The 21,846-nt window shown below is 59.6% G+C and carries 24 protein-coding genes; 13 read left to right on the plus strand and 11 right to left on the minus strand.

What is annotated here, in order from left to right:
• Window positions 1–33: 33 nt before the first annotated feature.
• Window positions 34–1,617, minus strand: coding sequence for a bifunctional metallophosphatase/5'-nucleotidase (locus ACR0KL_RS03495; protein WP_170676651.1), 1,584 nt, complete (start codon window positions 1,615–1,617; stop codon window positions 34–36).
• A 108-nt stretch (window positions 1,618–1,725) separates the two neighbouring features.
• Between ACR0KL_RS03495 and ACR0KL_RS03500 the strand changes: the two genes are divergently transcribed.
• The 4 genes from ACR0KL_RS03500 to arsC are packed head-to-tail and all read left to right on the plus strand — an operon-like array spanning window position 1,726 to window position 3,885.
• Window positions 1,726–2,064, plus strand: a complete 339-nt coding sequence (locus ACR0KL_RS03500) for a DUF952 domain-containing protein (RefSeq protein WP_170374228.1) — start codon at window positions 1,726–1,728, stop codon at window positions 2,062–2,064.
• A complete protein-coding gene (locus tag ACR0KL_RS03505) occupies window positions 2,061–2,492 on the plus strand; it encodes a DUF1330 domain-containing protein (RefSeq protein ID WP_170639458.1) in 432 nt (143 codons plus the stop codon). The genes ACR0KL_RS03500 and ACR0KL_RS03505 overlap by 4 nt, the downstream gene beginning before the upstream one ends.
• Entirely contained in the window at window positions 2,489–3,547 is a 1,059-nt protein-coding gene (locus ACR0KL_RS03510; protein ID WP_170676653.1) for a quinone-dependent dihydroorotate dehydrogenase, read from the plus strand. Before ACR0KL_RS03505 ends, ACR0KL_RS03510 begins: the two co-directional genes overlap by 4 nt.
• Window positions 3,544–3,885: an arsenate reductase (glutaredoxin) gene (arsC, locus tag ACR0KL_RS03515; RefSeq protein WP_170676655.1), complete on the plus strand. Its 342-nt coding sequence runs from the start codon at window positions 3,544–3,546 to the stop codon at window positions 3,883–3,885. Before ACR0KL_RS03510 ends, arsC begins: the two co-directional genes overlap by 4 nt.
• Here arsC and ACR0KL_RS03520 read toward each other — a convergent pair.
• From ACR0KL_RS03520 to ACR0KL_RS03530, 3 genes are read right to left on the minus strand one after another with little or no spacing between them, the layout of a single operon-like run.
• On the minus strand, window positions 3,882–5,198 hold the full coding sequence (locus ACR0KL_RS03520; protein ID WP_170641036.1) for an MATE family efflux transporter: 1,317 nt from the start codon (window positions 5,196–5,198) through the stop codon (window positions 3,882–3,884). The genes arsC and ACR0KL_RS03520 overlap by 4 nt on opposite strands.
• 8 nt (window positions 5,199–5,206) lie before the next feature.
• On the minus strand, window positions 5,207–5,719 hold the full coding sequence (locus tag ACR0KL_RS03525) for a PaaI family thioesterase (protein ID WP_170641038.1): 513 nt from the start codon (window positions 5,717–5,719) through the stop codon (window positions 5,207–5,209).
• A 1-nt stretch (window position 5,720) separates the two neighbouring features.
• Complete coding sequence (locus ACR0KL_RS03530) at window positions 5,721–6,140, minus strand: PaaI family thioesterase (protein WP_170465671.1); 420 nt, start codon at window positions 6,138–6,140, stop codon at window positions 5,721–5,723.
• A gap of 111 nt (window positions 6,141–6,251) precedes the next feature.
• Between ACR0KL_RS03530 and ACR0KL_RS03535 the strand changes: the two genes are divergently transcribed.
• The 8 genes from ACR0KL_RS03535 (at window position 6,252) to ACR0KL_RS03570 (ending at window position 13,974) form a co-directional block, all read left to right on the plus strand.
• The gene (locus ACR0KL_RS03535) at window positions 6,252–6,620 is read left to right on the plus strand and encodes a MerR family transcriptional regulator (protein WP_170374244.1); all 369 of its coding nucleotides are present in this window, start codon (window positions 6,252–6,254) and stop codon (window positions 6,618–6,620) included.
• Window positions 6,621–6,876: 256 nt separating this feature from the next.
• Window positions 6,877–7,278, plus strand: a complete 402-nt coding sequence (locus tag ACR0KL_RS03540; protein ID WP_170374246.1) for a MerR family transcriptional regulator — start codon at window positions 6,877–6,879, stop codon at window positions 7,276–7,278.
• 42 nt (window positions 7,279–7,320) lie between these two features.
• Window positions 7,321–9,102 carry an acyl-CoA dehydrogenase C-terminal domain-containing protein gene (locus ACR0KL_RS03545; protein ID WP_170676660.1) on the plus strand — a complete coding sequence of 594 codons (1,782 nt, stop codon included), beginning with the start codon at window positions 7,321–7,323 and terminating at the stop codon, window positions 9,100–9,102.
• A 55-nt stretch (window positions 9,103–9,157) separates the two neighbouring features.
• Entirely contained in the window at window positions 9,158–9,370 is a 213-nt protein-coding gene (locus ACR0KL_RS03550) for a hypothetical protein (RefSeq protein WP_170374251.1), read from the plus strand.
• A gap of 60 nt (window positions 9,371–9,430) precedes the next feature.
• Entirely contained in the window at window positions 9,431–10,069 is a 639-nt protein-coding gene (locus ACR0KL_RS03555) for a glutathione S-transferase family protein (protein ID WP_170676662.1), read from the plus strand.
• 11 nt (window positions 10,070–10,080) lie between these two features.
• Window positions 10,081–11,292, plus strand: coding sequence for an acetyl-CoA C-acetyltransferase (locus ACR0KL_RS03560; RefSeq protein WP_170767050.1), 1,212 nt, complete (start codon window positions 10,081–10,083; stop codon window positions 11,290–11,292).
• Complete coding sequence (locus ACR0KL_RS03565) at window positions 11,292–11,780, plus strand: cupin domain-containing protein (protein WP_170676666.1); 489 nt, start codon at window positions 11,292–11,294, stop codon at window positions 11,778–11,780. Before ACR0KL_RS03560 ends, ACR0KL_RS03565 begins: the two co-directional genes overlap by 1 nt.
• Window positions 11,773–13,974 (plus strand): 3-hydroxyacyl-CoA dehydrogenase NAD-binding domain-containing protein, encoded by a 2,202-nt coding sequence (locus ACR0KL_RS03570; RefSeq protein ID WP_170676668.1) that lies wholly within the window; start codon window positions 11,773–11,775, stop codon window positions 13,972–13,974. The genes ACR0KL_RS03565 and ACR0KL_RS03570 overlap by 8 nt, the downstream gene beginning before the upstream one ends.
• A gap of 42 nt (window positions 13,975–14,016) precedes the next feature.
• Here the strand turns inward: ACR0KL_RS03570 and ACR0KL_RS03575 are convergent, their stop codons facing one another.
• The 3 genes from ACR0KL_RS03575 to ACR0KL_RS03585 all read right to left on the minus strand — a co-directional run bounded on the left by ACR0KL_RS03575 (window position 14,017) and on the right by ACR0KL_RS03585 (window position 16,600).
• Window positions 14,017–14,802: a Hint domain-containing protein gene (locus tag ACR0KL_RS03575; RefSeq protein WP_480554524.1), complete on the minus strand. Its 786-nt coding sequence runs from the start codon at window positions 14,800–14,802 to the stop codon at window positions 14,017–14,019.
• A 161-nt stretch (window positions 14,803–14,963) separates the two neighbouring features.
• Window positions 14,964–15,626, minus strand: a complete 663-nt coding sequence (locus tag ACR0KL_RS03580) for a sulfotransferase family 2 domain-containing protein (protein ID WP_170676670.1) — start codon at window positions 15,624–15,626, stop codon at window positions 14,964–14,966.
• Entirely contained in the window at window positions 15,623–16,600 is a 978-nt protein-coding gene (locus ACR0KL_RS03585; protein WP_480554526.1) for a DMT family transporter, read from the minus strand. The genes ACR0KL_RS03580 and ACR0KL_RS03585 overlap by 4 nt, the downstream gene beginning before the upstream one ends.
• 96 nt (window positions 16,601–16,696) lie before the next feature.
• Here ACR0KL_RS03585 and ACR0KL_RS03590 point away from each other — a divergent pair, with 96 nt between their 5' ends.
• Entirely contained in the window at window positions 16,697–17,710 is a 1,014-nt protein-coding gene (locus ACR0KL_RS03590) for a hypothetical protein (protein ID WP_170676672.1), read from the plus strand.
• Between the two features lie 6 nt (window positions 17,711–17,716).
• On the opposite strand, the gene upp is transcribed toward ACR0KL_RS03590, so the two are convergent.
• The 4 genes from upp to ACR0KL_RS03610 are packed head-to-tail and all read right to left on the minus strand — an operon-like array spanning window position 17,717 to window position 21,844.
• Window positions 17,717–18,349 carry a uracil phosphoribosyltransferase gene (gene upp / locus ACR0KL_RS03595; protein WP_170374268.1) on the minus strand — a complete coding sequence of 211 codons (633 nt, stop codon included), beginning with the start codon at window positions 18,347–18,349 and terminating at the stop codon, window positions 17,717–17,719.
• Window positions 18,346–19,332, minus strand: coding sequence for an adenosine deaminase (locus ACR0KL_RS03600; protein ID WP_170676674.1), 987 nt, complete (start codon window positions 19,330–19,332; stop codon window positions 18,346–18,348). Before ACR0KL_RS03600 ends, upp begins: the two co-directional genes overlap by 4 nt.
• Window positions 19,329–20,540 carry a phosphopentomutase gene (locus tag ACR0KL_RS03605; RefSeq protein ID WP_480776635.1) on the minus strand — a complete coding sequence of 404 codons (1,212 nt, stop codon included), beginning with the start codon at window positions 20,538–20,540 and terminating at the stop codon, window positions 19,329–19,331. Before ACR0KL_RS03605 ends, ACR0KL_RS03600 begins: the two co-directional genes overlap by 4 nt.
• Window positions 20,537–21,844 carry a thymidine phosphorylase gene (locus ACR0KL_RS03610; protein WP_480776636.1) on the minus strand — a complete coding sequence of 436 codons (1,308 nt, stop codon included), beginning with the start codon at window positions 21,842–21,844 and terminating at the stop codon, window positions 20,537–20,539. Before ACR0KL_RS03610 ends, ACR0KL_RS03605 begins: the two co-directional genes overlap by 4 nt.
• Between the last annotated feature and the right edge of the window lie 2 nt (window positions 21,845–21,846).

Here is a 21,846-nt window from a genome sequence, read left to right on the forward strand (position 1 = left end):
AAGCCGCACCCAACGGGCACGGCTTTTCAGGTCTTACTTCTGCTTGATACGACCATCCAGATAAGGCTGGTACGGCGCGTTTTCTGCCAAATATTCCGCCGTTACATCCGCGAGATCCGGGCCGAAGTCATAGGCATTCTTGTCGTCGCCTTCGAAGACGCTGTAGCCGTCACCGCCGTTGCGCACGTAGTTGTTGGTCACCACCAGATACGTGGCCGAGGGATCAATCGGAACAAAACCGTCGCCATCGGCGACCATCACCTCGGTGATGCGCCCTTCATTCGGGGCGGCTAAGGGGTCCCATGTAAAGGTCAGGCCTGCGACTTGCGGGAACCGGCCTTTGACCTCTTCGACCTGGCTGACGCCGTTTTCCAGCGCGTCGATCACGCCCTGACCGTTGATCTCAAAGGTCGACAGGGTGTTCTGGAACGGCAGGACCGTCAGCACTTCGCCCATGGTGACCTCGCCTTCGTCGATCGAGGCACGCAGGCCACCCGCATTCGCAATCGCGATCTGCGCGCCTTGATCCGCAACGCGGGCCAGCATGGCATCTGCAACCAGATTGCCCATCTCGCATTCTTGCACACGGCAGACATCACGCGAGCCTTCGATGGTCGCAGCTGAGCTGGCGACAACGCGGCCCTTCATCTCTTCAATCGGGGCACCCATTTCGGCGACACGGGCTGCGATGCCCTCGTCTGGTGTGACAGAGGCATCCAACAGAATCGGCTCACCCTCTGCCGAAATCAGATTGCCGTCGTCATCAAAGGTCAGGGTGATTTCGCCTAGATATTTCGAATAGGCATAGGCCTGAACCACCGGAACTTCGCCCACCATCACCGGGTACGCACCTGCCGCGTCCTCATCCGTGTTGGACAGCAGGGTGTGCGAGTGCCCACCGACAACCAGATCAAGGCCGGGCACCTGTTCGGCGATCTTAATATCCTGAGCCAAACCCACGTGGTTCAGCGCGATGATGATGTCCACACCTTCGGCTTCCAAAGCCGCCACATCCGCCTTCAGGCTTTCGACCTCATCCTGAAAAACAACGTCCTTGCCAGGGCTCGACGTGTCCACCGTATCCGTGGCCAGGGCCGAGATGATGCCGATCTTCTGGCCACCCACCTCAAGCACCACGTGGTTTTGCACCTTGTCCTTCAGCTCGGCCGAAGAGGACAGGTCCAGATTGCCCGAGATGACGGGAAAGCTAACCGCGTCGATGAAGGCTGCCAGACCTTCGGGGCCGTCATCGAATTCGTGGTTGCCGACGGCCATCACGTCATAACCGATAGCTTCCATGAACTCGGCTTCGGCGGCACCTTTGTAGGTCGTGTAGAACAACGAGCCCTGAAACGGATCGCCCGCATCTAGCAAAAGTACATTCTCATCCGCCAGTTCGGCGCGCTTGGCGTCAACGGCTGTTTTCAGACGCGCCACACCGCCAAAACACTTCCCTTCGGCTTCATCTTCAGCATCGCAAGTGGAATCGTATTTGTTGATCGACTCGATCCGGCTGTGAATGTCGTTGGTGTGCAGAATGGTCAGCTTGTAGTCGGCAGCAGCGATGCCTGCACTCAGGCCGAGGATCGCGACCGACGTCAAAAGGCGGCTTACCATGTTGAAACTCCCTGTCATTGTTTTTCGGGATCGTGCGCTGATGCGGCGGAAGAGTCAAAGGGGGAAATCCGGCTTGATTCCACGGGCTATGCGGGGCATCAGACCCTCATGCTGATCTACAAGATATTCCGGGCCGAGGAATGGGCCGCGTTGCAGGCAAATGGCGCAACTGATGGCGCGCCAATTGATATCGCTGACGGGTTCGTCCACTTTTCGACAGCCGAACAGGCGGCGGAAACCGCTGCCAAACACTTTGCTGGGGTTGAAGGTCTGACACTGCTTGGCTGCAACGCTGACGCCATGGGCGACGACTTGAAATGGGAAGTGTCGCGCGGTGGGGCGTTGTTTCCGCATCTCTACCGCCAAATCCGGCTGAGCGACGTGGTCTGGTCCCGCCCCCTGCCCTTCGATGGTCAAACCCACCAATTCCCGAGCGAGATGGTATGACCGCCTATATTGATCCCGACCGCGAACAGTTCGAAGCCTTCAAGGCATTGGATCGGGATCAACCCATAGAGATGCTGAACCTTGTCAGGTTTCGCGCCAAGGCCGACTATCCGATGGGCCATGCTTTGGCAGATAAAGATCTGACGGGCGCCGAAGCCTATCGGCACTACGGGACTGAAACCGCCCCGATCATCGCCAGAATCGGTGCGTCAATCCTGTGGCGCGGGGCGTTTCAGACCACATTGATCGGACCGCAAGACGAGGTCTGGGATGAAGTGTTCATTGCCCGATATCCTACAGCCCATGCGTTTCTTGAAATGGTAACAGACCCGGTTTACCGGTCTGCGGTGGTCCACCGTCAGGCCGCTGTCGCAACCTCCCGCCTGATCCGCTGCGGTACCGCGCAAGGAGGCGCGTCTTTCGGATGAAACTGACCGAGAAACTGGGCCTCGCCGCCCTGCACCGTATGGACCCTGAAGCGGCCCATGGTCTGTCGATCAAGGCCTTGCAGGCCGGCCTGGCGCCAACGCCCGGACCGGTGACGTCATCGCGTCTACAGACCGAACTCGCAGGGCTGCGCCTGCCCAACCCCGTAGGCCTCGCCGCCGGGTTCGACAAGAACGGAGAGGTTCTGGCCCCTCTTTCCCGCGCAGGGTTTGGGTTCATCGAGGTCGGAGCGGTGACCCCACGCTCGCAACCCGGCAACCCGAAACCCCGCCTGTTCCGCCTGACCGAGGACAAAGCCGCCATCAACCGTTTCGGCTTCAATAATGAAGGTATGGAGGTGATGGCTGAACGGTTGGCCAGCCGTCCTAAGGATGCGGTGATCGGCCTGAACCTCGGTGCCAACAAGGATAGCGATGACAGGCCCGGCGACTTTGCCAAAGTGCTGGCCCATTGCGCCGCGCATCTGGATTTCGCGACGGTCAATGTCTCCTCCCCCAACACCGAAAAGCTGCGCGATCTTCAGGGCAAGGCGGCCCTTGGCGCTTTGTTGAGTGGTGTGATCAAGACGCGGGACGCTCTGCCGCGCCCTCTGCCCATTTTCCTGAAAATCGCGCCTGACCTGACCGAGGATGAATTGCGGGACATCGCCGAAGTGGCCTCGGAAACGGGAGTGGATGCGGTCATCGCCACCAACACAACTCTGTCGCGCGACGGGCTGCTTAGTGCGCACAAGGACGAAAAAGGCGGCCTGTCCGGTGCGCCATTGTTTGAGAAGTCCACCCGCGTTCTGGCCCATTTGAGCCAGCTGACCGATGGCAAAATCCCTCTGATCGGTGTGGGCGGTGTCAGCTCGGCGGAGCAGGCCTACGCCAAGGTCTGCGCAGGCGCGTCGGCAGTGCAGTTTTACACCGCGATGGTCTATGGCGGCCTGTCCTTGGCCGCCGATATCGCGCAGGGTCTGGATGACCTTTTGGCCCGCGATGGGTTTGACACCGTCGCTCAGGCTGTAGGCAGCAAGCGAGAGGATTGGCTGTGATCGAATATTGGCACAACCCGCGTTGTTCAAAATCCCGCATGGGATTGGCTTTGCTAGAGGAGCGCGGTGCAGAGATCGAGGTTCGGAAATACCTTGAGAACGCTCCCTCGGTCGACGAATTGCGCGCTGCGCAATCTCTGCTGGACCTGCCAGCCATCAAGATGATGCGCGCGGGCGAGAAACGGTTCAAGGAGCTGGGCCTGTCAAAGGACGCGCCGGATGCGGAGCTGATCCAAGCCATGGCGGACAACCCGATCCTGATCGAACGTCCTCTGGCCATCTCGGGCGATAAAGCCGCAATTGGCCGCCCACCCGAAAATCTGCTCGCCCTGCTCTAGGCCACCTGAGCTTCAAGCTTCAGATAACGCCAGCCCATCGTCACGCCGCGCGCAAGGTTCAGAACCATCAGCGCGGCCCACAGGCCATGGTTGCCGAACGCGGGCACCAGAATGAACAAAGCGACCACATAGATTGCCACTGATTGCAGCATCGCATTGCGCATGTCGCGGGTCCATGTGGCCCCGATATAGATACCGTCGAACATCCAGCTTGCGACACCGATGATCGGAGCCAAAGCCGCCCAGAACAGGAACGTGCGTCCCGCCTCGCGTACTTCGGGAGAGGTGGACATCAGATCAATCAGCGCGGGACCTGCAAAGAAGAAAACGGCGCTGAGAAGCACCGCGCCTCCGACACCCCACTGAGACGCCATGACCGAGGCGCGCCGTACTTGGTATCGGTCCCTTGCGCCAACCGCGCCTCCGACCAGCGCCTCGGCGGAAAAGGCGAATCCGTCTAGTGCAAAAGCGGTTATTTCAAGGAATTGTAGCAGCACTTGATTGGCCGCCAGATTGACGTCTCCCAAATCGGACCCGACGAACAGGAAGGTGGTGAAAGAGCCAGTCAGCAGAACCGAGCGGATCATGATGTCTCCGTTCACCTGCACCATCCGACGCAGCCGCGTGGCATCGAATATGCGTGGCCAGTCGCGCCAGATTTTCCCGGCAAACCCGTCCCGGCAAAGCCACAGACCCAATGCCAAACCGGTCCACTCTGCGATCAGGGTCGCAATCGCCACGCCCTCTACACCCCAGCCCAGCCCCAGAACGAACCACAGGTCCAGCACGATGTTCAGACCATTCATCCAAACCTGCAGCAGGAACACACCCCGTGTCCGTTCGACCGCGATCAGCCAGCCTGTGATCGCATAGAGGGCAATGGTTGCGGGTGCGCCCCAGATCCGAATCTCAAGGTACGACCGCGCGAGTGTTTCAACCTCGGGGCTGGCCGGGGATAGCCAGAATGCGCCACTGAAGATTGCGACCTGGGCAAAGATAAACACGAGGCCGGCCGCCCCGCCGAGCATCAACCCGCGAATGAGCAAGGCGCGCATCTCGGCGGTCTCTCCGGCCCCGCGTGCCTGCGCCGCAAGGCCCGTTGTGCCCATTCGAAGAAAGCCGAAAATCCAGTAGATCGCGGACAGGATCACCGCGCCCATGCCCACCGCGCCAATCGGAGCAGCCGCCCCCATCTGCCCCACAACGCCCGTATCCACGGCGCCAAGGATCGGCACAGTCGCGTTAGACAACACAATGGGAACCGCGATCTTCAGCACCCTTTTGTGAGTTATGGGTGCCGAGGCATCCTGCATGCTCAGCCCTAGTCGCGTGGCTGTTGCGGCATCAGGAAATGCCCCGTCGCCTGTGCAAACAGCTTGGCATGGTTGTCTTGCCACGCCTCAACCCGAACCGAGGCGTAACGCCGTCCGGCCCGGTTCACAAAGGCGCGCGCATAGGCGTCGCGCGGCAGGCCCGAGCGCAGGTAGTCTACCGTAAAGTCGATGGTTTTGGGAAAGCGGATCGATTCATCCGTGACAATCGCCTCGGCATCAATTTCACCACTTTCGATGTCCGAGAACATGTGCTCCCAGCTCAGCGTAATCACGGCAGTGACCTCAAGAAACGCCGCGGTAACGCCGCCATGAAGGGCTGGAAGAAACGGGTTGCCGATCAGTTTCTCGTCAAAGTTCAGCACGCCGGTCAGCTCATCCCCGCGCCGGTCGAAACTGATATTGAGGAACCGGATATAGGGCACGCCATCGACCAAAGCGCGCAAGGCGGCGTCGCGCCGTTGTTTGACCACTTGCATGGGTTCGGGACGGGAACGAGCCATGTTACTTCCCCTCAACCGTGAAAGACCCCGAAGCGGTCGCCACTGGCAGGTCAAGATCATCATCCATCGCCGTTGCACGCACGAAGGCCACATTTCGGGTGATGTGATAGCAATTGGCCCGCGCGGTGATGCTCTGCCCTGGCGTGGCGGCGCGCATATAGTCGATGCGCAAATCAATCGTCGCTGTTCCGCCCGGTGAAGACGGGTGGCTCATGACTGCGGCCCCGCAGCAGGTATCCAGGATGGTCGAAATCGCGCCACCGTGGATCACGCCCGTGCGCGGATCTCCGATCAGATCTTCGTTGTAAGGCATTGTTATCTCGGCTTCACCTTCCCCGATCTGGCTAAGATGAAGGCCCATCGCACGCGCATGCGGAATGGCTTCGATAAACTGGCGGGCTAGCTTTGCTTTGTCGACCATGGTGATATCCTGTTGTCTTGCCCCTTTATGAGCCGCCATCCGATCAAAGGGCAAGCCCACCTGTTGCGCTTGTTCGCATGACGTCCTAGGTTGCTGCCGAGGAGACCCCGAATGTCCGACAACCGTTTGTCATTCAAAGAGATGTGTGCCGAGTTCGACGTGACTCCGCGCACTCTGCGCTACTACGAATATATCGAGCTTTTGCAGCCCGATCGTGAAGGGCGATCCCGGTACTATGGCCCCAGAGAATGCGCCCGCATGACCCTGATCATGCGCGGCCGGAAATTCGGGTTTCCTTTGGAAGAGATTCGCCAATGGCTGTTGATCTACGAAGATCAAGGCAACGAAGCGCAGATGGCAACTTTTGTGGAAATGGCCGATCGTCAGATGGAAGAGCTGCGCCAGCAGCGCGCGCAGCTTGACGAGGCGATGGATGCCCTCAAACAGCTTCGGGACCAAACGGCTAAGTCCATCAAGTAGAACACCCCGGCCCTTCAGGGTTCTGGTGAGAACAAGCAATACACCTTGGAATCGCGTCCTAGGACCAGTCTGAGGGCGAATTTCCCTTGCCCCTAGGGAAAGAAAATTTCGCAAAACCCGTCATTACGCGACTGGAAGTTACGTCAACTTAGAAATGACGCAGCGTCTGGATTACGTAAACGTCACCTACATGTTGTAAAGCGTCCAGCAACTGCGCAACTCTATTCGGACGACGCCAGTGACGAGAGTATGACGAATGACCGAAGATCTGATGACCATCCGTGAAATGTGCGAGACCTATGATGTCACGCCCCGCACCTTGCGGTTCTACGAGGCGAAGGAACTTCTGTTTCCGATCCGCGAGGGTCAGAAGCGTCTGTTCACCAAACGCGACCGCGCGCGGCTAAAGCTGATTCTGCGCGGCAAGCGGTTTGGTTTCAGCCTTGAGGAAATTCGCCAGCTTCTGGACCTGTATCACGTGGGCGACCAGCAGGTGACCCAGATGTCGCGCACCTATGAAATCGCGTGCGAACGTCTGGCCGATATGGAATCGCGCCGTGAAGAGCTGACGCAGGCCATCGACGATCTGAAAGAGCAGTTGCGCTGGGGCGAAAAAGTCATCGCCTCGATGAAACAGGAAAAGAAGGCGGCCGAATAACTTCGCCCTGCCCTCCGGACATATGAATTAAGGGAGCTTCACATGCCCGTCTACAACGCGCCAACAAAAGACACTCAGTTCATCCTGCATGATGTCCTGAAAATCTCGGAATCTGACATTCCGGGTTACAACGAACTAGAGGCCGAATTCACCGGCGCCGTTCTGGAAGAAGCTGGCAAGGTCGCCACCAATGTTCTTCTCCCGTTGAATGTTGTCGGCGACACCGAAGGATGCCGTTTGGAAAACGGTATCGTGTACACACCCACAGGCTTCAAAGATGCCTTCGAGCAGATGAAAGAAGGCGGCTGGACTGGCCTCGACATGCCGGAAGAGTATGGCGGCCAGAACATGCCCTACGTTATTGGAACGGCCGTGGGCGAGATGTTCTCGGGCGCGAACCAGGCGTTTACGATGTATCAGGGCCTGACCCACGGTGCAGCTTCGGCCATTCTGGCGCACGGCTCGGACGAGCAGAAGAACAAATACCTGCCGAACATGATCAGCTGCGAATGGACCGGCACCATGAACCTGACCGAGCCGCATTGCGGTACCGATCTGGGACTGATGCGCACCAAAGCGGAACCTCAGGGCGACGGCAGCTATAAAATCTCGGGCCAGAAGATCTTTATCTCGGCCGGTGATCACGACATGGCCGACAATATCATCCATCTGGTTTTGGCCAAAATCCCCGGTGGCCCAGAAGGCATCAAGGGCGTTTCGCTGTTCATCGTGCCCAAGTTCATCGTGAACGAAGACGGCACCCCGGGTGAGCGTAACGGCGTTTCGGTCGGCAAGATCGAAGAGAAGATGGGCATCCACGGCAACTCGACCTGCGTCATGAACTATGACGAGGCCACCGGTTGGCTGCTGGGCGAAGAGCATAAAGGCATGCGCGCCATGTTCACCATGATGAACGAAGCGCGTCTGGGTGTGGGTATGCAGGGGGTCTCACAGGCCGAAGCTGCTTATCAAAACGCCCTGGAATATGCCAAAGATCGCCTACAGGGCCGCGATGTGACCGGAGTAAAGAACCCGGACGGCCCCGCCGATCCGCTGATCGTCCACCCCGACATCCGCCGTAACCTTATGGATCAGAAAAGCTTTACCGAAGGCGCAAGAGCGTTCCTGCTGTGGGGCGCGACCATGATCGACAAGGCGCACCGTTCCGAAGACAAAGACGCGGACGGGCTGATTTCGCTGCTGACACCGGTCATCAAGGGTTTCCTGACCGACGAAGGCTACGACATGACCGTTCAGGCGCAGCAGGTCTATGGCGGCCATGGCTACATCGAAGAATGGGGCATGTCGCAATACACCCGTGATGCCCGAATCGCCATGATCTACGAAGGCGCAAACGGCGTTCAGGCGCTGGACCTTGTCGGCCGTAAGCTAGCGCAGGATGGCGGCAAGCATGTCATGGCGTTCTTCGAAATGGTCAAAACCTTCTGCAAGGAAAACGCGGGCCAGAACGAAGCCTACGATAAAGCCTTCATCGAACCACTGAAAGCAGCGTCCAAGGATCTGCAGGCCGCTGGCATGTACTTCATGCAGGAAGGCATGAAGAACCCCAACAACGCTCTGTCCGGGTCTTATGACTTTATGCACATGTTCGGTCATGTCTGCCTGGGCCTGATGTGGGCGCAGATGGCGAAGGCCGCTCAAGACGCGCTGGACGGTGGGGCCTCTGACAAAGAGTTCTACGAGACCAAGATCAACACCGGCCGTTTCTATATGGCCCGCCGCCTGCCCGCGACAGCTATGCATCTTTCCCGCATTCAGACCGGCGCAGACACGGTGATGGTTCTGGACGCAGCGAACTTCTGATCAAAGTCTGGGCTCGGGCGACACCGCCCGGGCCCTACTATTCGGAGGAGACAGAATGCCCAAACGCTTTCGCCTGACCCGCCGTTTCCCGGTCGCCATGACCGAGGACGGCTATCGCAAACTTCGCGGCTTCGCCCGCGAGGCCGGGTTGGATGAAGGCGAAGCGCTGTCTTTTCTGTTCGAGAACTTCAACAGCGTCATCGACGAAGACAACCTGACCCACCGGTTGCGTCTCTTCAATTCCGAGTTGGAGGCACGCAAGCGCTAGGCACCAAGGCCGAAAAGCTTGGGCGGACGATGCACAAAACGCCACGGGAGGGGCGACCGCATGACCATAAAACTGCACTGCTTCGGTGAAAGCGGCAATTCTTACAAAGCCGCTCTGGCGCTGGAAATGTCCGGCCTTGAGTGGGAGCCGGTCTTTGTCGATTTCTTCAAAGGCGTCACCCGCAGCCCCGAGTTCCGCTCGGACGTAAATGTAATGGGCGAAGCGCCCTTCCTGATCGACGGCGATTTCAAAACCTCCCAATCCGGCGCGATCCAGGCCTATGTAACCGAAAAATCCGGCAAGTTCGGCGGCAAGACACGGGAAGAGAACTACGACATTCTGCGTTGGGTTCTGTGGGACAATCACAAACTCAGTTCAATGGCCGGCATGACGCGGTTTCTGATGAACTTCCTGCCAGAAGAACACCGCAATGCCGATGTGATTGCCTTCAACCAAGGCCGTCTGAAAGCGGCCTACGATGTACTGAACAATCACCTTGAGGGCCGCGACTGGATTGTTGGGGACAGCGTGACCAACGCTGATCTCAGCTGCTGCGGATACCTCTACTATCCTGAACCGTTCGGCTTTGACAGAGCCGACTGGCCCAACATCGACGCCTGGCTGACTCGTATGTCTGAGCAGCCTGGCTGGAAACACCCCTATGACCTGATGCCCGGCAACCCGTCGGATCGAGCTTAAGGAGAAGACCCATGACCGAAGCTTACATTTATGACGCCCTGCGCACTCCGCGCGGCAAGGGCCGTAAGGATGGCAGCCTGCACGAGGTAACCTCGGTGCGCCTGTCCGCCTTGACCCTGAACGCGATCAAGGAACGCAACAACCTCGAAGGCCACGCCGTTGAGGATGTGATCTGGGGCAACGTTACGCAGGTGATGGAGCAAGGCGGCTGTCTTGCGCGCTCGGCGGTTCTGGCCTCGGACCTCGACCAGTCGATCCCTGGTCTTGCGATCAACCGCTTCTGCGCCTCGGGCATGGAAGCCGTGAACCTGGCCGCGAACCAGGTTAAAGGCGGCGCGGGCGACGCCTATATCGCTGGTGGTGTTGAGATGATGGGCCGCGTGGCCATGGGCAGCGACGGTGCTGCGATTGCCGTAGACCCGACGCTGGCAATGGACACTTATTTCGTGCCGCAGGGCATCTCGGCCGACATCATCGCGACCGAGTATGGGTTCAGCCGTGACGACGCCGACGCACTGGCCGTAGAGTCTCAAAAACGCGCGGCAGAGGCTTGGGAAGACAACCGGTTTGAGAAGTCGGTCATCACCATCAAGGACCAGAACGGCCTGACCATTCTGGACCGCGACGAATACATGCGCCCCGGTACCGACATGCAGAGCCTCGGCGCGTTGAACCCGTCCTTCCAGATGATGGGTGAGCAAATGCCCGGCTTCGACAAAGTCGCGATGCTGAAATACCCGCATCTGGAGCGGATCAACCACATCCACCACGCGGGCAACAGCTCGGGCATCGTTGACGGCTCAGCCGCTGTTCTGATCGGCAACAAGGAATTCGGTGAGAAATACGGCCTCAAGCCGCGCGCCCGCATCAAAGCAACTGCGAAGATCGGCACCGACCCGACCATCATGCTGACCGGCCCGGTTCCGGTGACCGAGAAGATCCTTGCCGACAACGGCATGAAGATCAGCGATCTGGACCTGTTCGAAGTGAACGAAGCCTTCGCCTCGGTTGTGCTGCGCTTCCAGCAGGCGTTCGATGTCGATCCGGCGCTGGTAAACGTCAACGGCGGCTCGATCGCAATGGGTCACCCGCTGGGTGCAACCGGTGCCATGATCATCGGCACGCTGCTGGATGAGCTGGAGCGTCAGGACAAGGAGACCGGTCTCGCCACGCTCTGCATTGCGTCCGGCATGGGTGCGGCAACCATTATCGAGCGGGTCTGATGCCCAAGCTGGATCTTTCTCAGATCCCGTTCAAGGGTGGCTCGTCTTATCCCGGCAAACTCGCAGAAGCGGTCGTTGGCCGTTTCAACCAAGGCGTCGGAGATGCAGGCGGACTGACCCAGTTCGGGGTCAACATCGTACGGCTTGAACCGCAGGCTCTGTCCTCGCTGCGCCACTACCACATGGAGCAGGACGAGTTTGCCGTCATGCTCAGCGGCAAATGCGTGCTGATCGACGACGATGGTGAGCATGAGATGCTGCCCGGTGACTGCGCCGCGTGGCCAGCCGGTGAGGCCAACGGCCATCACCTTGTGAACAAGACCGATGCGCCCGCGAGTTTTCTAGTGGTGGGCACACGGACCCCGACCGAGACCGGCTACTACAGCGACATAGACATGATGGTGAAGGATGATGAGAACGGATTCTCTTTCACCCGGAAAGACGGCAGCCCACTGACGGCTGACCAGATTGGAGATGACAATGACTGATTTCACTCTGACCAAAGACGCAGACGGCGTCGCGTTTGTGACCTGGGATGCTCAGGGCAAATCCATGAACGTTCTGACCCGCGAGGCCTTTCAGGAGGTCAGCCAGCTGATCGATCAGGCCCTGAGCGATGATGAGATCAAAGGGATCGTTATTACCTCGGGCAAAGAAGGCTCATTCGCGGGTGGCATGGACCTGAACACGCTGGCCACCATCCGTCAGGAGGCCGGTGATGAACCGGCGCAGGCGCTGTTCGATTTTGTCATGGGCGGCCACCACATACTGCGCAAGTTGGAACTGGCGGGCATGGACCCCAAGACCAAGAAGGGCGGCAAGCCGATCGCCTGTGCCATCAACGGCACCTGCGCCGGCATCGGGACCGAGATCGCGCTGGCTTGTCACCACCGCGTCATGACCAATAGCCCAAAGTCCAAGATCGGCCTGCCTGAGATCCTGCTGGGCATCTTCCCCGGTGGTGGCGGCACCATGCGCTATAGCCGTATGGTTGGTGCGATGGCAGCCGCTCCGGTCCTGCTGGAAGGCAAAATGATGGACCCGAAGAAAGCCAAGGGCGCACAGCTGATCGACGATGTTTCGGACGATCCGGTCGCAGCAGCCAAGGAATGGGTTCTGAACGCCAAAGACGCCGATCTGGTCAAGCCTTGGGACGCGAAAGGCTACAAAATGCCCGGCGGTGCGCCCTACCACCCTGCTGGCTTCATGACTTTCGTTGGTGCCAACGCGATGGTGAACGGCAAGACCCAAGGCGCCTTCCCGGCTGCCAAGGCTCTGCTGAGCTCGATATACGAAGGGGCGCTGGTCGACTTCGACACCGCCCTGAAGATCGAGGCGCGTTGGTTCACAAACGTCCTGATGAATCCCTCATCATCGGCCATGATCCGGTCGCTGTTCCTGAACAAGGAAGCCTTGGAGAAAGGCGCGGTTCGCCCCAAAGATGTGGCCGATCAGCGCGTTAAAAAGGTCGGCGTTCTGGGCGCTGGCATGATGGGCGCCGGTATCGCTCTGGTCTCGGCGCAGGCCGGGATGGAGGTTGTTCTGGTCGACCGTGATCAGGCTGCCGCCGACAAGGGCAAGGCCTATTCCGAAAGCTACATGGACAAGGGTATCAAGCGCGGCAAAGCCACGGCTGAGAAGAAAGAGGCCCTGCTGGCCCGCATCACCGCGACCCCTGATCTAGAGCATCTGAAAGGCTGCGATTTGATTATCGAAGCCGTGTTCGAAGACCCCGGTGTGAAAGCCGATATGACCAAAAAGGTCGAGGCGATCATCCCCGAGGATTGCATCTTTGCCTCGAACACCTCGACCCTCCCGATCACCGATCTGGCAAAAGCCTCCGTCCGGCCCGAGCAGTTCATTGGCATCCACTTCTTCTCACCCGTTGAGAAGATGTTCCTGGTCGAGATCATCAAAGGCAAGGAAACTGGTGATCGCGCCGTCGCCAAGGCTCTGGACTATGTGCGCCAGATCCGGAAGACGCCAATCGTGGTCAACGATGCGCGCTTCTTCTACGCCAACCGCTGCATCATCCCTTACATCAACGAAGGCGCGCGCATGATCACCGAGGGCGTCAGCCCGATCCTGATCGACAACGCGGCGCGTCAGCTGGGCTTCCCGGTGGGACCGATCCAGCTGACCGACGAAACCTCAATTGATCTGGGTGCCAAGATTGCACGTGCGACCAAGGCGGCGATGGGCAATGCCTATCCCGAAAGCCCTTCGGACGATCTGATCTTCTGGATGGAGGAACAGGGCCGTCTGGGTCGCAAGGCCAATGCAGGCTTCTTCGACTATGACGAGAAGGGCAAACGCGTCGAATATTGGAAGGGTCTGCAGGACAAGTACCCTCTGGCCGCTGAGCAGCCTGACCTGATCGAAGTGCAGGAACGTCTGATGTTCGCACAGGTTCTGGAAGCGGTCCGTGCGCTGGAAGAAGGCGTTCTGGAAGACATCCGTGAAGGTGACGTGGGCGCGATTTTGGGTTGGGGCTTTGCGCCTTGGTCCGGTGGTCCGCTCAGCTGGCTGGACATCATCGGCACGCCCTACGCGGCCGAGCGTTGCGATCAACTGGCCGAGGCCTATGGCGCGCGTTTCGCCTGCCCGCCCCTGCTGCGTGAAATGGCTGAAAAAGGTCAAAGCTTCTACGGCCGGTTCAACCCGGACGCCAAAGCCGCTTAAAACAACGACGCAGGCGCAACTCCCCTTGCGCCTGCGTCTTCCTTACTGAACAGCCGGAGCGGTTTGCCATTCAGGCCGGAGAAACAGAACCGGCGCATTTGGTCGACCCGGCCGTCCGGGCCTACGAATACCCGCCGCTGGGCGGATCGGGAAAATCGGATCCGTCGGGATCGGAGCAGGCAAAGCGCCCAATGGGTTCGCCAGTGCCGAAATCTCACCACTTGCAGCAAGCGCACCGACCAACGCAGTCGCAGCGTCTTCGTCGGCCACCGCATACTCTTTTGCCTGACCAGACGTGCGGCTGAAGCGCCCCGAAGGGCAATAGGCTTGCAAGCCACCCTCGATATAGATCACCTCGTCCTGGTCGAAGAACAGGGTCGTGACCTCGAAGGACGATCCCGGCGACTGCGAGGACAACCGACAGGCTCCGTCCAGAAGCCGCGCAGGCAAAACAGAAACACCTTGATCCGTCAGGTCGAGTTTGCCGCGATCCAGCGCGACACCCTGTTCCGGCATCAACCAAACCGCGCGCCCGTTATAGGCCGCCCGCGCAGGCACAAAGATCGGTAGATGGGCTGATCGCCTCTCACCTGCGGGGATATTGACCCAACTGGTCGAGACTCTGCGGACTTCTTTGAATCCGTGATCCAGCGTTCGAACCAAATCGCCAGCGGCGATACGCTCGATTAGCTTCCATCCACTGGTGGTCGCGATTTTGGTTCCGTGCAGGAACCCTCCTCTGCGCGATGACACTGCGTCCAGCGCAACTGGCAGATCCGCATCGTCATGATACTCGGAAACATCCGAAAAACTCACTACTTCCAACACGTGCCGAACCCCCTTTTGGCACAAATACTCACATCTCAAGAGATAGCAGACCTAGCGGCTTTCGGTCTTAGTTTCGCCGTATTTACGCCCGATTTGGGCTAAAACGAGGGGTTTTCGCGACAGAAAGCAGTGCAAGAGTGGGTTTATCAACTAATCGGAAACTATAAGCCGGTCGTCGCGTCAAAAGCGTAGCCGAATCTCTCGATGTCTTCTGCGCAGGTCTCTGCCACAGATTGGGCGGACACGTCTGAATAGTACGCCCGATAATCCGCCTGCCGGTCCGAGGGGTTGATATGGGGCAATTCCACCTCAAACCCCAGATGGCGAAACAGAGCTTGAGCGTCCTGTTCGAACTGTTCCAACCGTATGAACAACTGACACTGTTCGACCCCATCCGCGCGGGTCATATAGCGCCGCGCCGGATGGTCCTGAAACGAACGACGAATGGTTGGGTGCAGAACAAAAGGCTCGAACGCCAATTGCTGGGACAGGGTGACAGCCTCATGCGCGAAACTCTGAAAGCGTAGCCAGTGGTAATAGCTGACCATGCGATCCCAAGGGTTGCGAACCAGCGTGAAGGCAAACATGGCCTCAAGTTCACCCTCTGGCAACACCCCGTCGATATCCTCAAGCGTCGCGTGTTTGTGCAGCCTTCCCCGCGCGGTCAGTTCCTTGGCGCGGCGCCGCCGTTTCAGGGCCTTGGGCGTGTCTCCTAACAGGATGTCATCTTTCATGGCCCGCTGCTCCAGCGCCAAAGCAAGCGAAGTTCCCCCCGTCTTTGGAATATGCACAAACACATAGCGGCGGCCGCGAGAGATGATCATGCGACCTCCTGCTCGGGGGCCGCGCGCCTGGCTCTCCAGCCCAGAACTGCGCCAGCTGTTGCAATCAGGCCGATGCCAAAGATCTGCATCACTCCGATCGTCTGTCCAAGGGCAACCCAGGCGAACAGAGGACCAAAGATCATGATCGAATATTCGAACACGGCAACGAATGAGGGCTCTCCGACCTGATAGGCCTTGATCATCATGAAAACGGCCACGGTGGACCCGACGGCCTGCACCGCGACCCATGGCAAGGCAGCGCGCATATCGAAGACCAAACCACGGGTCACAAAGCCTTCGGGACCGTCGGGTCCGGATGCGGGAAAGGCCGTGAAAACGATCAAGCCGATGGCCCCGGCAACGCCCAGAACAAGCATATTATTTGCCAGAAGGGCGACCGTGCTTTCATCCGAGCAATAGGTCCGCGTGACAATCACGCTGAGCGCGTAGAAGAACCCTCCGACAACCGGCAAAAAGGTCCTAACATCGAACTCGGTCGGGTTGGGTTGCAACACGCACAGGATGCCCATGAACCCCAGTAGAACCGCGCCGATGCGCCATGGTCCGATGACTTGTTTCAGCCCTAGCGCCGATATCAACAGCACGAACATCGGTGAGGTGAACAAACCCGCCAGGGCCTGCGCAATAGGCATCAACGCCAGCGACGCGAAATAGAACAACATGCCCGTCGCGATCAGAACGCTGCGCAGCAGGACAAACCGCAGCCGTATTGGCCGCAGACTTCCCAAACCCAACAGGGACAGTCCGATGATCAGAGGCAACATCAAAACAGCACGGCTAAGATGGAACTGCCACAGCCCGATGGTTTCGGCCAGCAGGATCACCACGTTGTCGATCACGCCAAGAATGGCCATCGCCGAGACCATCAGCACCGAGGCCAAAAAGGGGAGGGTTTCTTTGCCTGGCTGCATGTCCTGCCTCGGGTTGGATACGCGCAACAGCGCTTGTGCCATCCAGCATATTTCTGAAAGCCTGCGCAACAGGTTTGCGCCCCGTGATTTCCACATGCTATGCTTTGGCAAAAGAAAAACACGAGCAGCCCAATCCAGATGACGGCCCTGAAACAGTACCAGCGGATCGAAGCCACCGGTCTGTGGCGCCCCTCGCCCGATGATCAGCGGCGCGAGGTTGTGGTCTCGATTGGTGAGGCGACCCTGACGATCTCGGATTTCAATGACCGGGCGCTGACGCACTGGTCTCTGGCCGCGTTGGAGCGGCAGAATCCGGGCAGTTTCCCTGCGATTTTCAACCCTGACGGCGACCCGGACGAAACGCTGGAACTGGCCGAAAGCGAAAAGACGATGCTCGAGGCTATCGACCGGCTGCAGCGCGCCATCGACCGCTCGCGTCCGCATCCCGGTCGGTTGCGATGGTTTAGCGTCGCAGGCGTCGTCGCCGCTGTTCTGGCGGTGTTGCTGCTTTGGTTGCCCGGGGCCCTGCAAAACCATGTGGTCTCGGTCGTGCCCGAGGTCAAACGGCAGGACATCGGTGACGAGATTCTGAAACGAATCGAGCGGGTCTCGGGGCGCGCCTGTGCCTCACGCGATGCGCAGGCCTCTTTGGATCGTCTGGCTAAGCGCACGGGCGTGCGGCAGATCATTATCCTGCCCGCCGGGGTGCAGGACAGCCTCAGCCTGCCGGGCGGGACGGTCTTGTTGAACCGGGCCTTGGTCGAGGATCATGAAGATCCCGCCGTGGCCGCCGGCTATGTCATCGCCGAGCGCGCCCGTATCGAGGCACAAGACCCGTTGGATGATGTTCTGGACAGAACCGGCGCCTCCTCGGCCTTTCGCCTGCTGACGACCGGGGGCCTGACGCCCGAGATCGTCGACAGCTATACCGAGCAAGTCCTGTCGGAACCTCGTCCGTCTCTGACAGATGAAGCACTGCTGTCGGTTTTTGCACAGGCCGCCCTGCCTTCGACCCCATATGCCTATGCGCGGGATGTGACCGGGGAAACGGTTCTGGGCCTGATCGAGGCCGACCCAATGGCCGGACGCACGCTGGAACAGGTTTTGCCGGACCGCGATTGGGTCCAGCTTCAAAACATCTGCAGCGAGTGATCCGGCTTATTTCGTGCCGAACATACGGTCTCCGGCATCGCCGAGACCGGGCATGATATAGCCCTTCGAGTTCAGCTCACGATCCAGTGCAGCAGTAACGATATGCACGTCCGGATGGGCCTCTTTCATGCGGGCAACCCCTTCTGGTGCCGCCAGCAGGCAGAGGAACAGAATCTCGGTCGCGCCCGCTTCTTTCAGCAGATCAATCGCTGCGGCCGAGCTGTTGCCGGTGGCTAGCATCGGATCCACGGCGATAACCAGCCGGTCTTTCAGGCCCTCTGGCGCTTTGAAATAATACTGAACCGGCTTCAGCGTTTCTTCGTCGCGGTAAAGCCCGACAAATCCCACGCGGGCCGAAGGGATCAGTTCCAGCACCCCGTCCAGCATCCCGTTCCCGGCACGCAGGATCGAGACCAGCGCCAGTTTCTTACCGGCGAGAATGGGCGCGTCCATCTCCTCCATCGGAGTTTCGATATGGCGGGTGGTCAGCTTAAGCTCTCGGGTCACCTCATAAGCCAGCAACAGCGTGATTTCCCGCAGCAGCTGACGGAATTCGGCGGTCGAGGTTCCTTTGTCCCGCATGAGCGTCAGTTTGTGCTGCACCAGCGGGTGGTCAACGACGGTCAGGTGTTCGCTCATGTGTTCTCCAGTCTTTTCTTGACCCGCGCGCGGGTGTCTTCATCGCAAAAGGCGGCGTTTAGGGCCGTTTCATTCAGGGCTTCGAAGTCTTCGGCATCCCAATCAAAGGCTGCCTGCAACATCTCATATTCACGCCGCATAGTGGTATGGAAAAATGGCGGGTCATCCGTGGAAACGGTGACTTTCGCCCCGGCGTCGCGCAACCGCGCAATCGGATGCGCAGCGAAATCCGGGTAGAGACCCAGAACCACGTTTGATCCTGGGCAGACCTCAAGCGTGACATCCCGGTCGATCAGTTCATGCACCATATCGGGGTCTTCAATGGCGCGCACGCCGTGGCCGAGACGTTCAACAGACAACTCGCGCACCGCGTCGCGCACGCTCTCAGGGCCGCCGAACTCACCTGCGTGAGAGGTAAGGCGCAAACCGGCCTCGCGGGCGCAATCGAAAGCCCATTTGAAATCGCCCTGAGTGCCGATGGATTCATTGCCCCCCATACCGAAACCGGTGATCCAATCGCCTGCGGTTTCAGCGGCGCACCGGGCGCTGATCTTGGCCTGGTCCGGGCCGAAATGGCGGACACAGGTGACCACGCCGCGCAGAGTGATGTCGAACTTGCGCTCGGCCTCATCGGCGGCATCCTGAATGGCGTTCAGATAGTCGCGCCACGCGTGAAGATCACCACCTCCGCAGAAATCGGGGCTGAGGAAGGTCTCGGAATACACCACCCCATTGGCTGCGCTTTCCTCAAGGATAGCCAAGGTCAGACGGCGGAAATCCTCGGGCGATTTGAGGACCTCGCACGCGGCCTCATAGACACTGAGGAAATGGGCGAAGTCGCGGAAGTCGTAGCTGCCATCGGGCTTGAAGATACCGCTTAGGTCGATGCGTTTTTCATGCGCCAATTGCCGGATGAATGCAGGCGGCGCTGCGCCCTCATGGTGCAGGTGCAATTCGATTTTCGGAAGGTCTGCGACACTCATAGAAAGCTCTTTCCCGGCCCTTGCGCCGGTACACTCAGGTGATGGGCAACGCTGGCGGCGACATCGGCGAAATGGATTTGACCGAGCTGGCCTGACCCTTTCCCGGCCACCAAGACCGGCACCTGTTCACGGGTGTGGTCGGTGCCGTTCCAACTGGGGTCATTGCCGTGATCCGCCGTCAACACCAGCATGTCATCCGGGCGCAATTTTGGTAGGATGGCTCCGATTTCCCGATCAAACCATTCCAGCGCACGGGCATAGCCGCTGATACCGCGACGATGACCGTAGAGGCTGTCGAATTCGACGAAATTGGCAAAACTCAGGCTGCCATCCTCGGCCTCATCCACCAGGTCGGACAGGTGCACCATCAATTCGGCATCGGAGCCTTTGCGCAGCGTGTCGATGCCCTGCATCGAAAAAATGTCTCCGATCTTGCCAACGGCGTGCACGCGGCGGCCTGCGTTCTGAACCCAGTTCGTCAGCACCGGCGCGGGCGGCAAGATGGCAAAGTCTTTGCGGTTCGTTGTGCGGGTGAACCCCTCTTCGGGCGATCCGAGGAACGGGCGCGCGATTACACGGCCCACCTTCATCTCATGCAGACGCGGCGCAAGCGTTCGGCACATCGCAAGCAGGTTATCGAGGCCAAAGCTTTCCTCATGCGCGGCGATCTGGAACACGCTGTCAGCGGACGTGTAGCAGATCGGCCAGCCCGTGCGCATATGCTCGGCCCCCAGCTCGGCAATGATGGCTGTTCCGGATGCGTGGCAATTGCCCAGAATACCTTCGGTTCCTGCAGCTTGCGCGGCTGCTTGGCTCAGATCGGGAGGAAATGCGGGCTGTGTGTCAGGAAAATAGTGCCAGTCCCACGGCACCGGCAGCCCGGCCAGTTCCCAGTGGCCCGAAGGCGTATCCTTGCCCGGCGACAGTTCGCGCGCGCATCCCCACAGGCCAGTCGGTTGAGCCGCCAACCCCGGCGTTGTGTCGCCCGAGGCCAGTCGCGTCGCAGCACCCAGACCCAGCGCATCCAGATGGGGCAGCGCAAGCGGGCCGCTGCGCCCGTCCTCAGCCCGCCCATCGGCGCAGGCTTGCGCGATATGGGCCAGTGTGTTGGCCCCGGTATCAGGTACATCTCCGTTGAAGAACGCGCCTGCATCAGGTGCCCCGCCGATACCGACCGAGTCCATCACGACGAGAAAGGCGCGGCTCATGCCATTATCCTTTCATGCACCAGGTCGGGCACAGCAACCGGAGCATCAGCGATTGTGATCGCCGCCAATACGCTCTGGGCCGCCTGAGTTGCCGCGTCCTCGCGCGCCGCGTGAACAGCGGCCAATGGCGCGCCTTTGGTGACCCGCTCGCCCAGCCGTACCATGTTTGACAAACCCACCGCCGGGTCGATCACATCGCTTTCCACCTGACGCCCACCGCCAAGAGCCACCACGGCCAGCCCCAAAGCTTCACCGTCAATGGCCGTGATGTACCCGTCGCGCGGTGATGGAACCTCGGTGATCACGCTGGCTTCGGGCAGGAACCTTGACCACGTATCAACAAATTGCACTGGGCCTCCAACGGCCACCATCATGCGACCAAACCGTTCTGCAGCGCGGCCATCCCGAATGATCTCGACGATTTTTTCGCGGCCCTGATCTACTGTTTCAGAGATACCCGCATCCGCCAGCAACACCCCGCCCAATTCGGCAGAGATTTCGGCCAGAGGAGACGCTCCCCCTTCGGTCAGAACCTTCATGACCTCGGCTACCTCCAAGGCGTTGCCCAGCGCCGAGGCCAGAGGTTGGTTCATATCGGTAATAACGGCCGAGGTTCGGCAGCCGGCAGCGTTAGCAGTTGCGGTCAGCGCCTGAGCTAGCTCGTGCGCGTCTTCAATGGTTTTCATGAACGCACCGCTGCCGGCTTTAACATCCAGCACCAGCGCATCGGGACTTGCCGCGAGTTTCTTGGACAGGATCGAGGCCGTGATCAGATCGAGGCTCTCCACCGTCGCCGTCACATCCCGCACCGCATAGAGACGCTTGTCCGCAGGCGCGATCTGCCCCGTCGCGCCGACAATAGCGGCCCCTGTGTCGCGCAATACCTGCGCCAGACGCTCTTGCCCGATCTGCGTAGTGACGCCCGGAATCGCCTCAAGCTTGTCCAGCGTCCCTCCTGTATGGCCCAGCCCACGGCCCGAGATCATGGGCACATAGGCCCCAGATTCGGCCAGAGCCGGAGCCAAGATCAGGCTGACGCAATCGCCAACACCGCCCGTGGAGTGTTTGTCGATCACCGGGCCATCCAGATCCCAGCGCAGCACGTCACCACTGTCTCGCATCGCCACGGTCAGGTCGGCACGACCCTGCGCGCCCAGCCCGCCCATGCAGACGGCCATCGCAAAGGCTCCGGCCTGGGCGTCACTGACGCTGCCATCGGCCAGACCTTGGGCAAACCACGTAAGCTCTGGTCCGGTGGGCACTTCACTTCGGCGCAGTTTAACGATGATCGAACGCGCATCCATGC

Source organism: Ruegeria sp. C8, from assembly GCF_056537565.1.

Bases quoted from the DNA above. Each gene is read 5' to 3' on its own strand.
- ACR0KL_RS03495 (WP_170676651.1), bottom strand. From the start codon at position 1,617: ATGGTAAGCCGCCTTTTGACGTCGGTCGCGATCCTCGGCCTGAGTGCA.
- ACR0KL_RS03500 (WP_170374228.1), top strand. From the start codon at position 1,726: ATGCTGATCTACAAGATATTCCGGGCCGAGGAATGGGCCGCGTTGCAG.
- ACR0KL_RS03505 (WP_170639458.1), top strand. From the start codon at position 2,061: ATGACCGCCTATATTGATCCCGACCGCGAACAGTTCGAAGCCTTCAAG.
- ACR0KL_RS03510 (WP_170676653.1), top strand. From the start codon at position 2,489: ATGAAACTGACCGAGAAACTGGGCCTCGCCGCCCTGCACCGTATGGAC.
- ACR0KL_RS03520 (WP_170641036.1), bottom strand. From the start codon at position 5,198: ATGCAGGATGCCTCGGCACCCATAACTCACAAAAGGGTGCTGAAGATC.
- ACR0KL_RS03525 (WP_170641038.1), bottom strand. From the start codon at position 5,719: ATGGCTCGTTCCCGTCCCGAACCCATGCAAGTGGTCAAACAACGGCGC.
- ACR0KL_RS03530 (WP_170465671.1), bottom strand. From the start codon at position 6,140: ATGGTCGACAAAGCAAAGCTAGCCCGCCAGTTTATCGAAGCCATTCCG.
- ACR0KL_RS03535 (WP_170374244.1), top strand. From the start codon at position 6,252: ATGTCCGACAACCGTTTGTCATTCAAAGAGATGTGTGCCGAGTTCGAC.
- ACR0KL_RS03540 (WP_170374246.1), top strand. From the start codon at position 6,877: ATGACCGAAGATCTGATGACCATCCGTGAAATGTGCGAGACCTATGAT.
- ACR0KL_RS03545 (WP_170676660.1), top strand. From the start codon at position 7,321: ATGCCCGTCTACAACGCGCCAACAAAAGACACTCAGTTCATCCTGCAT.
- ACR0KL_RS03550 (WP_170374251.1), top strand. From the start codon at position 9,158: ATGCCCAAACGCTTTCGCCTGACCCGCCGTTTCCCGGTCGCCATGACC.
- ACR0KL_RS03555 (WP_170676662.1), top strand. From the start codon at position 9,431: ATGACCATAAAACTGCACTGCTTCGGTGAAAGCGGCAATTCTTACAAA.
- ACR0KL_RS03560 (WP_170767050.1), top strand. From the start codon at position 10,081: ATGACCGAAGCTTACATTTATGACGCCCTGCGCACTCCGCGCGGCAAG.
- ACR0KL_RS03565 (WP_170676666.1), top strand. From the start codon at position 11,292: ATGCCCAAGCTGGATCTTTCTCAGATCCCGTTCAAGGGTGGCTCGTCT.
- ACR0KL_RS03570 (WP_170676668.1), top strand. From the start codon at position 11,773: ATGACTGATTTCACTCTGACCAAAGACGCAGACGGCGTCGCGTTTGTG.
- ACR0KL_RS03580 (WP_170676670.1), bottom strand. From the start codon at position 15,626: ATGATCATCTCTCGCGGCCGCCGCTATGTGTTTGTGCATATTCCAAAG.
- ACR0KL_RS03585 (WP_480554526.1), bottom strand. From the start codon at position 16,600: ATGGCACAAGCGCTGTTGCGCGTATCCAACCCGAGGCAGGACATGCAG.
- ACR0KL_RS03590 (WP_170676672.1), top strand. From the start codon at position 16,697: ATGACGGCCCTGAAACAGTACCAGCGGATCGAAGCCACCGGTCTGTGG.
- upp (WP_170374268.1), bottom strand. From the start codon at position 18,349: ATGAGCGAACACCTGACCGTCGTTGACCACCCGCTGGTGCAGCACAAA.
- ACR0KL_RS03600 (WP_170676674.1), bottom strand. From the start codon at position 19,332: ATGAGTGTCGCAGACCTTCCGAAAATCGAATTGCACCTGCACCATGAG.
- ACR0KL_RS03605 (WP_480776635.1), bottom strand. From the start codon at position 20,540: ATGAGCCGCGCCTTTCTCGTCGTGATGGACTCGGTCGGTATCGGCGGG.
- ACR0KL_RS03610 (WP_480776636.1), bottom strand. From the start codon at position 21,844: ATGGATGCGCGTTCGATCATCGTTAAACTGCGCCGAAGTGAAGTGCCC.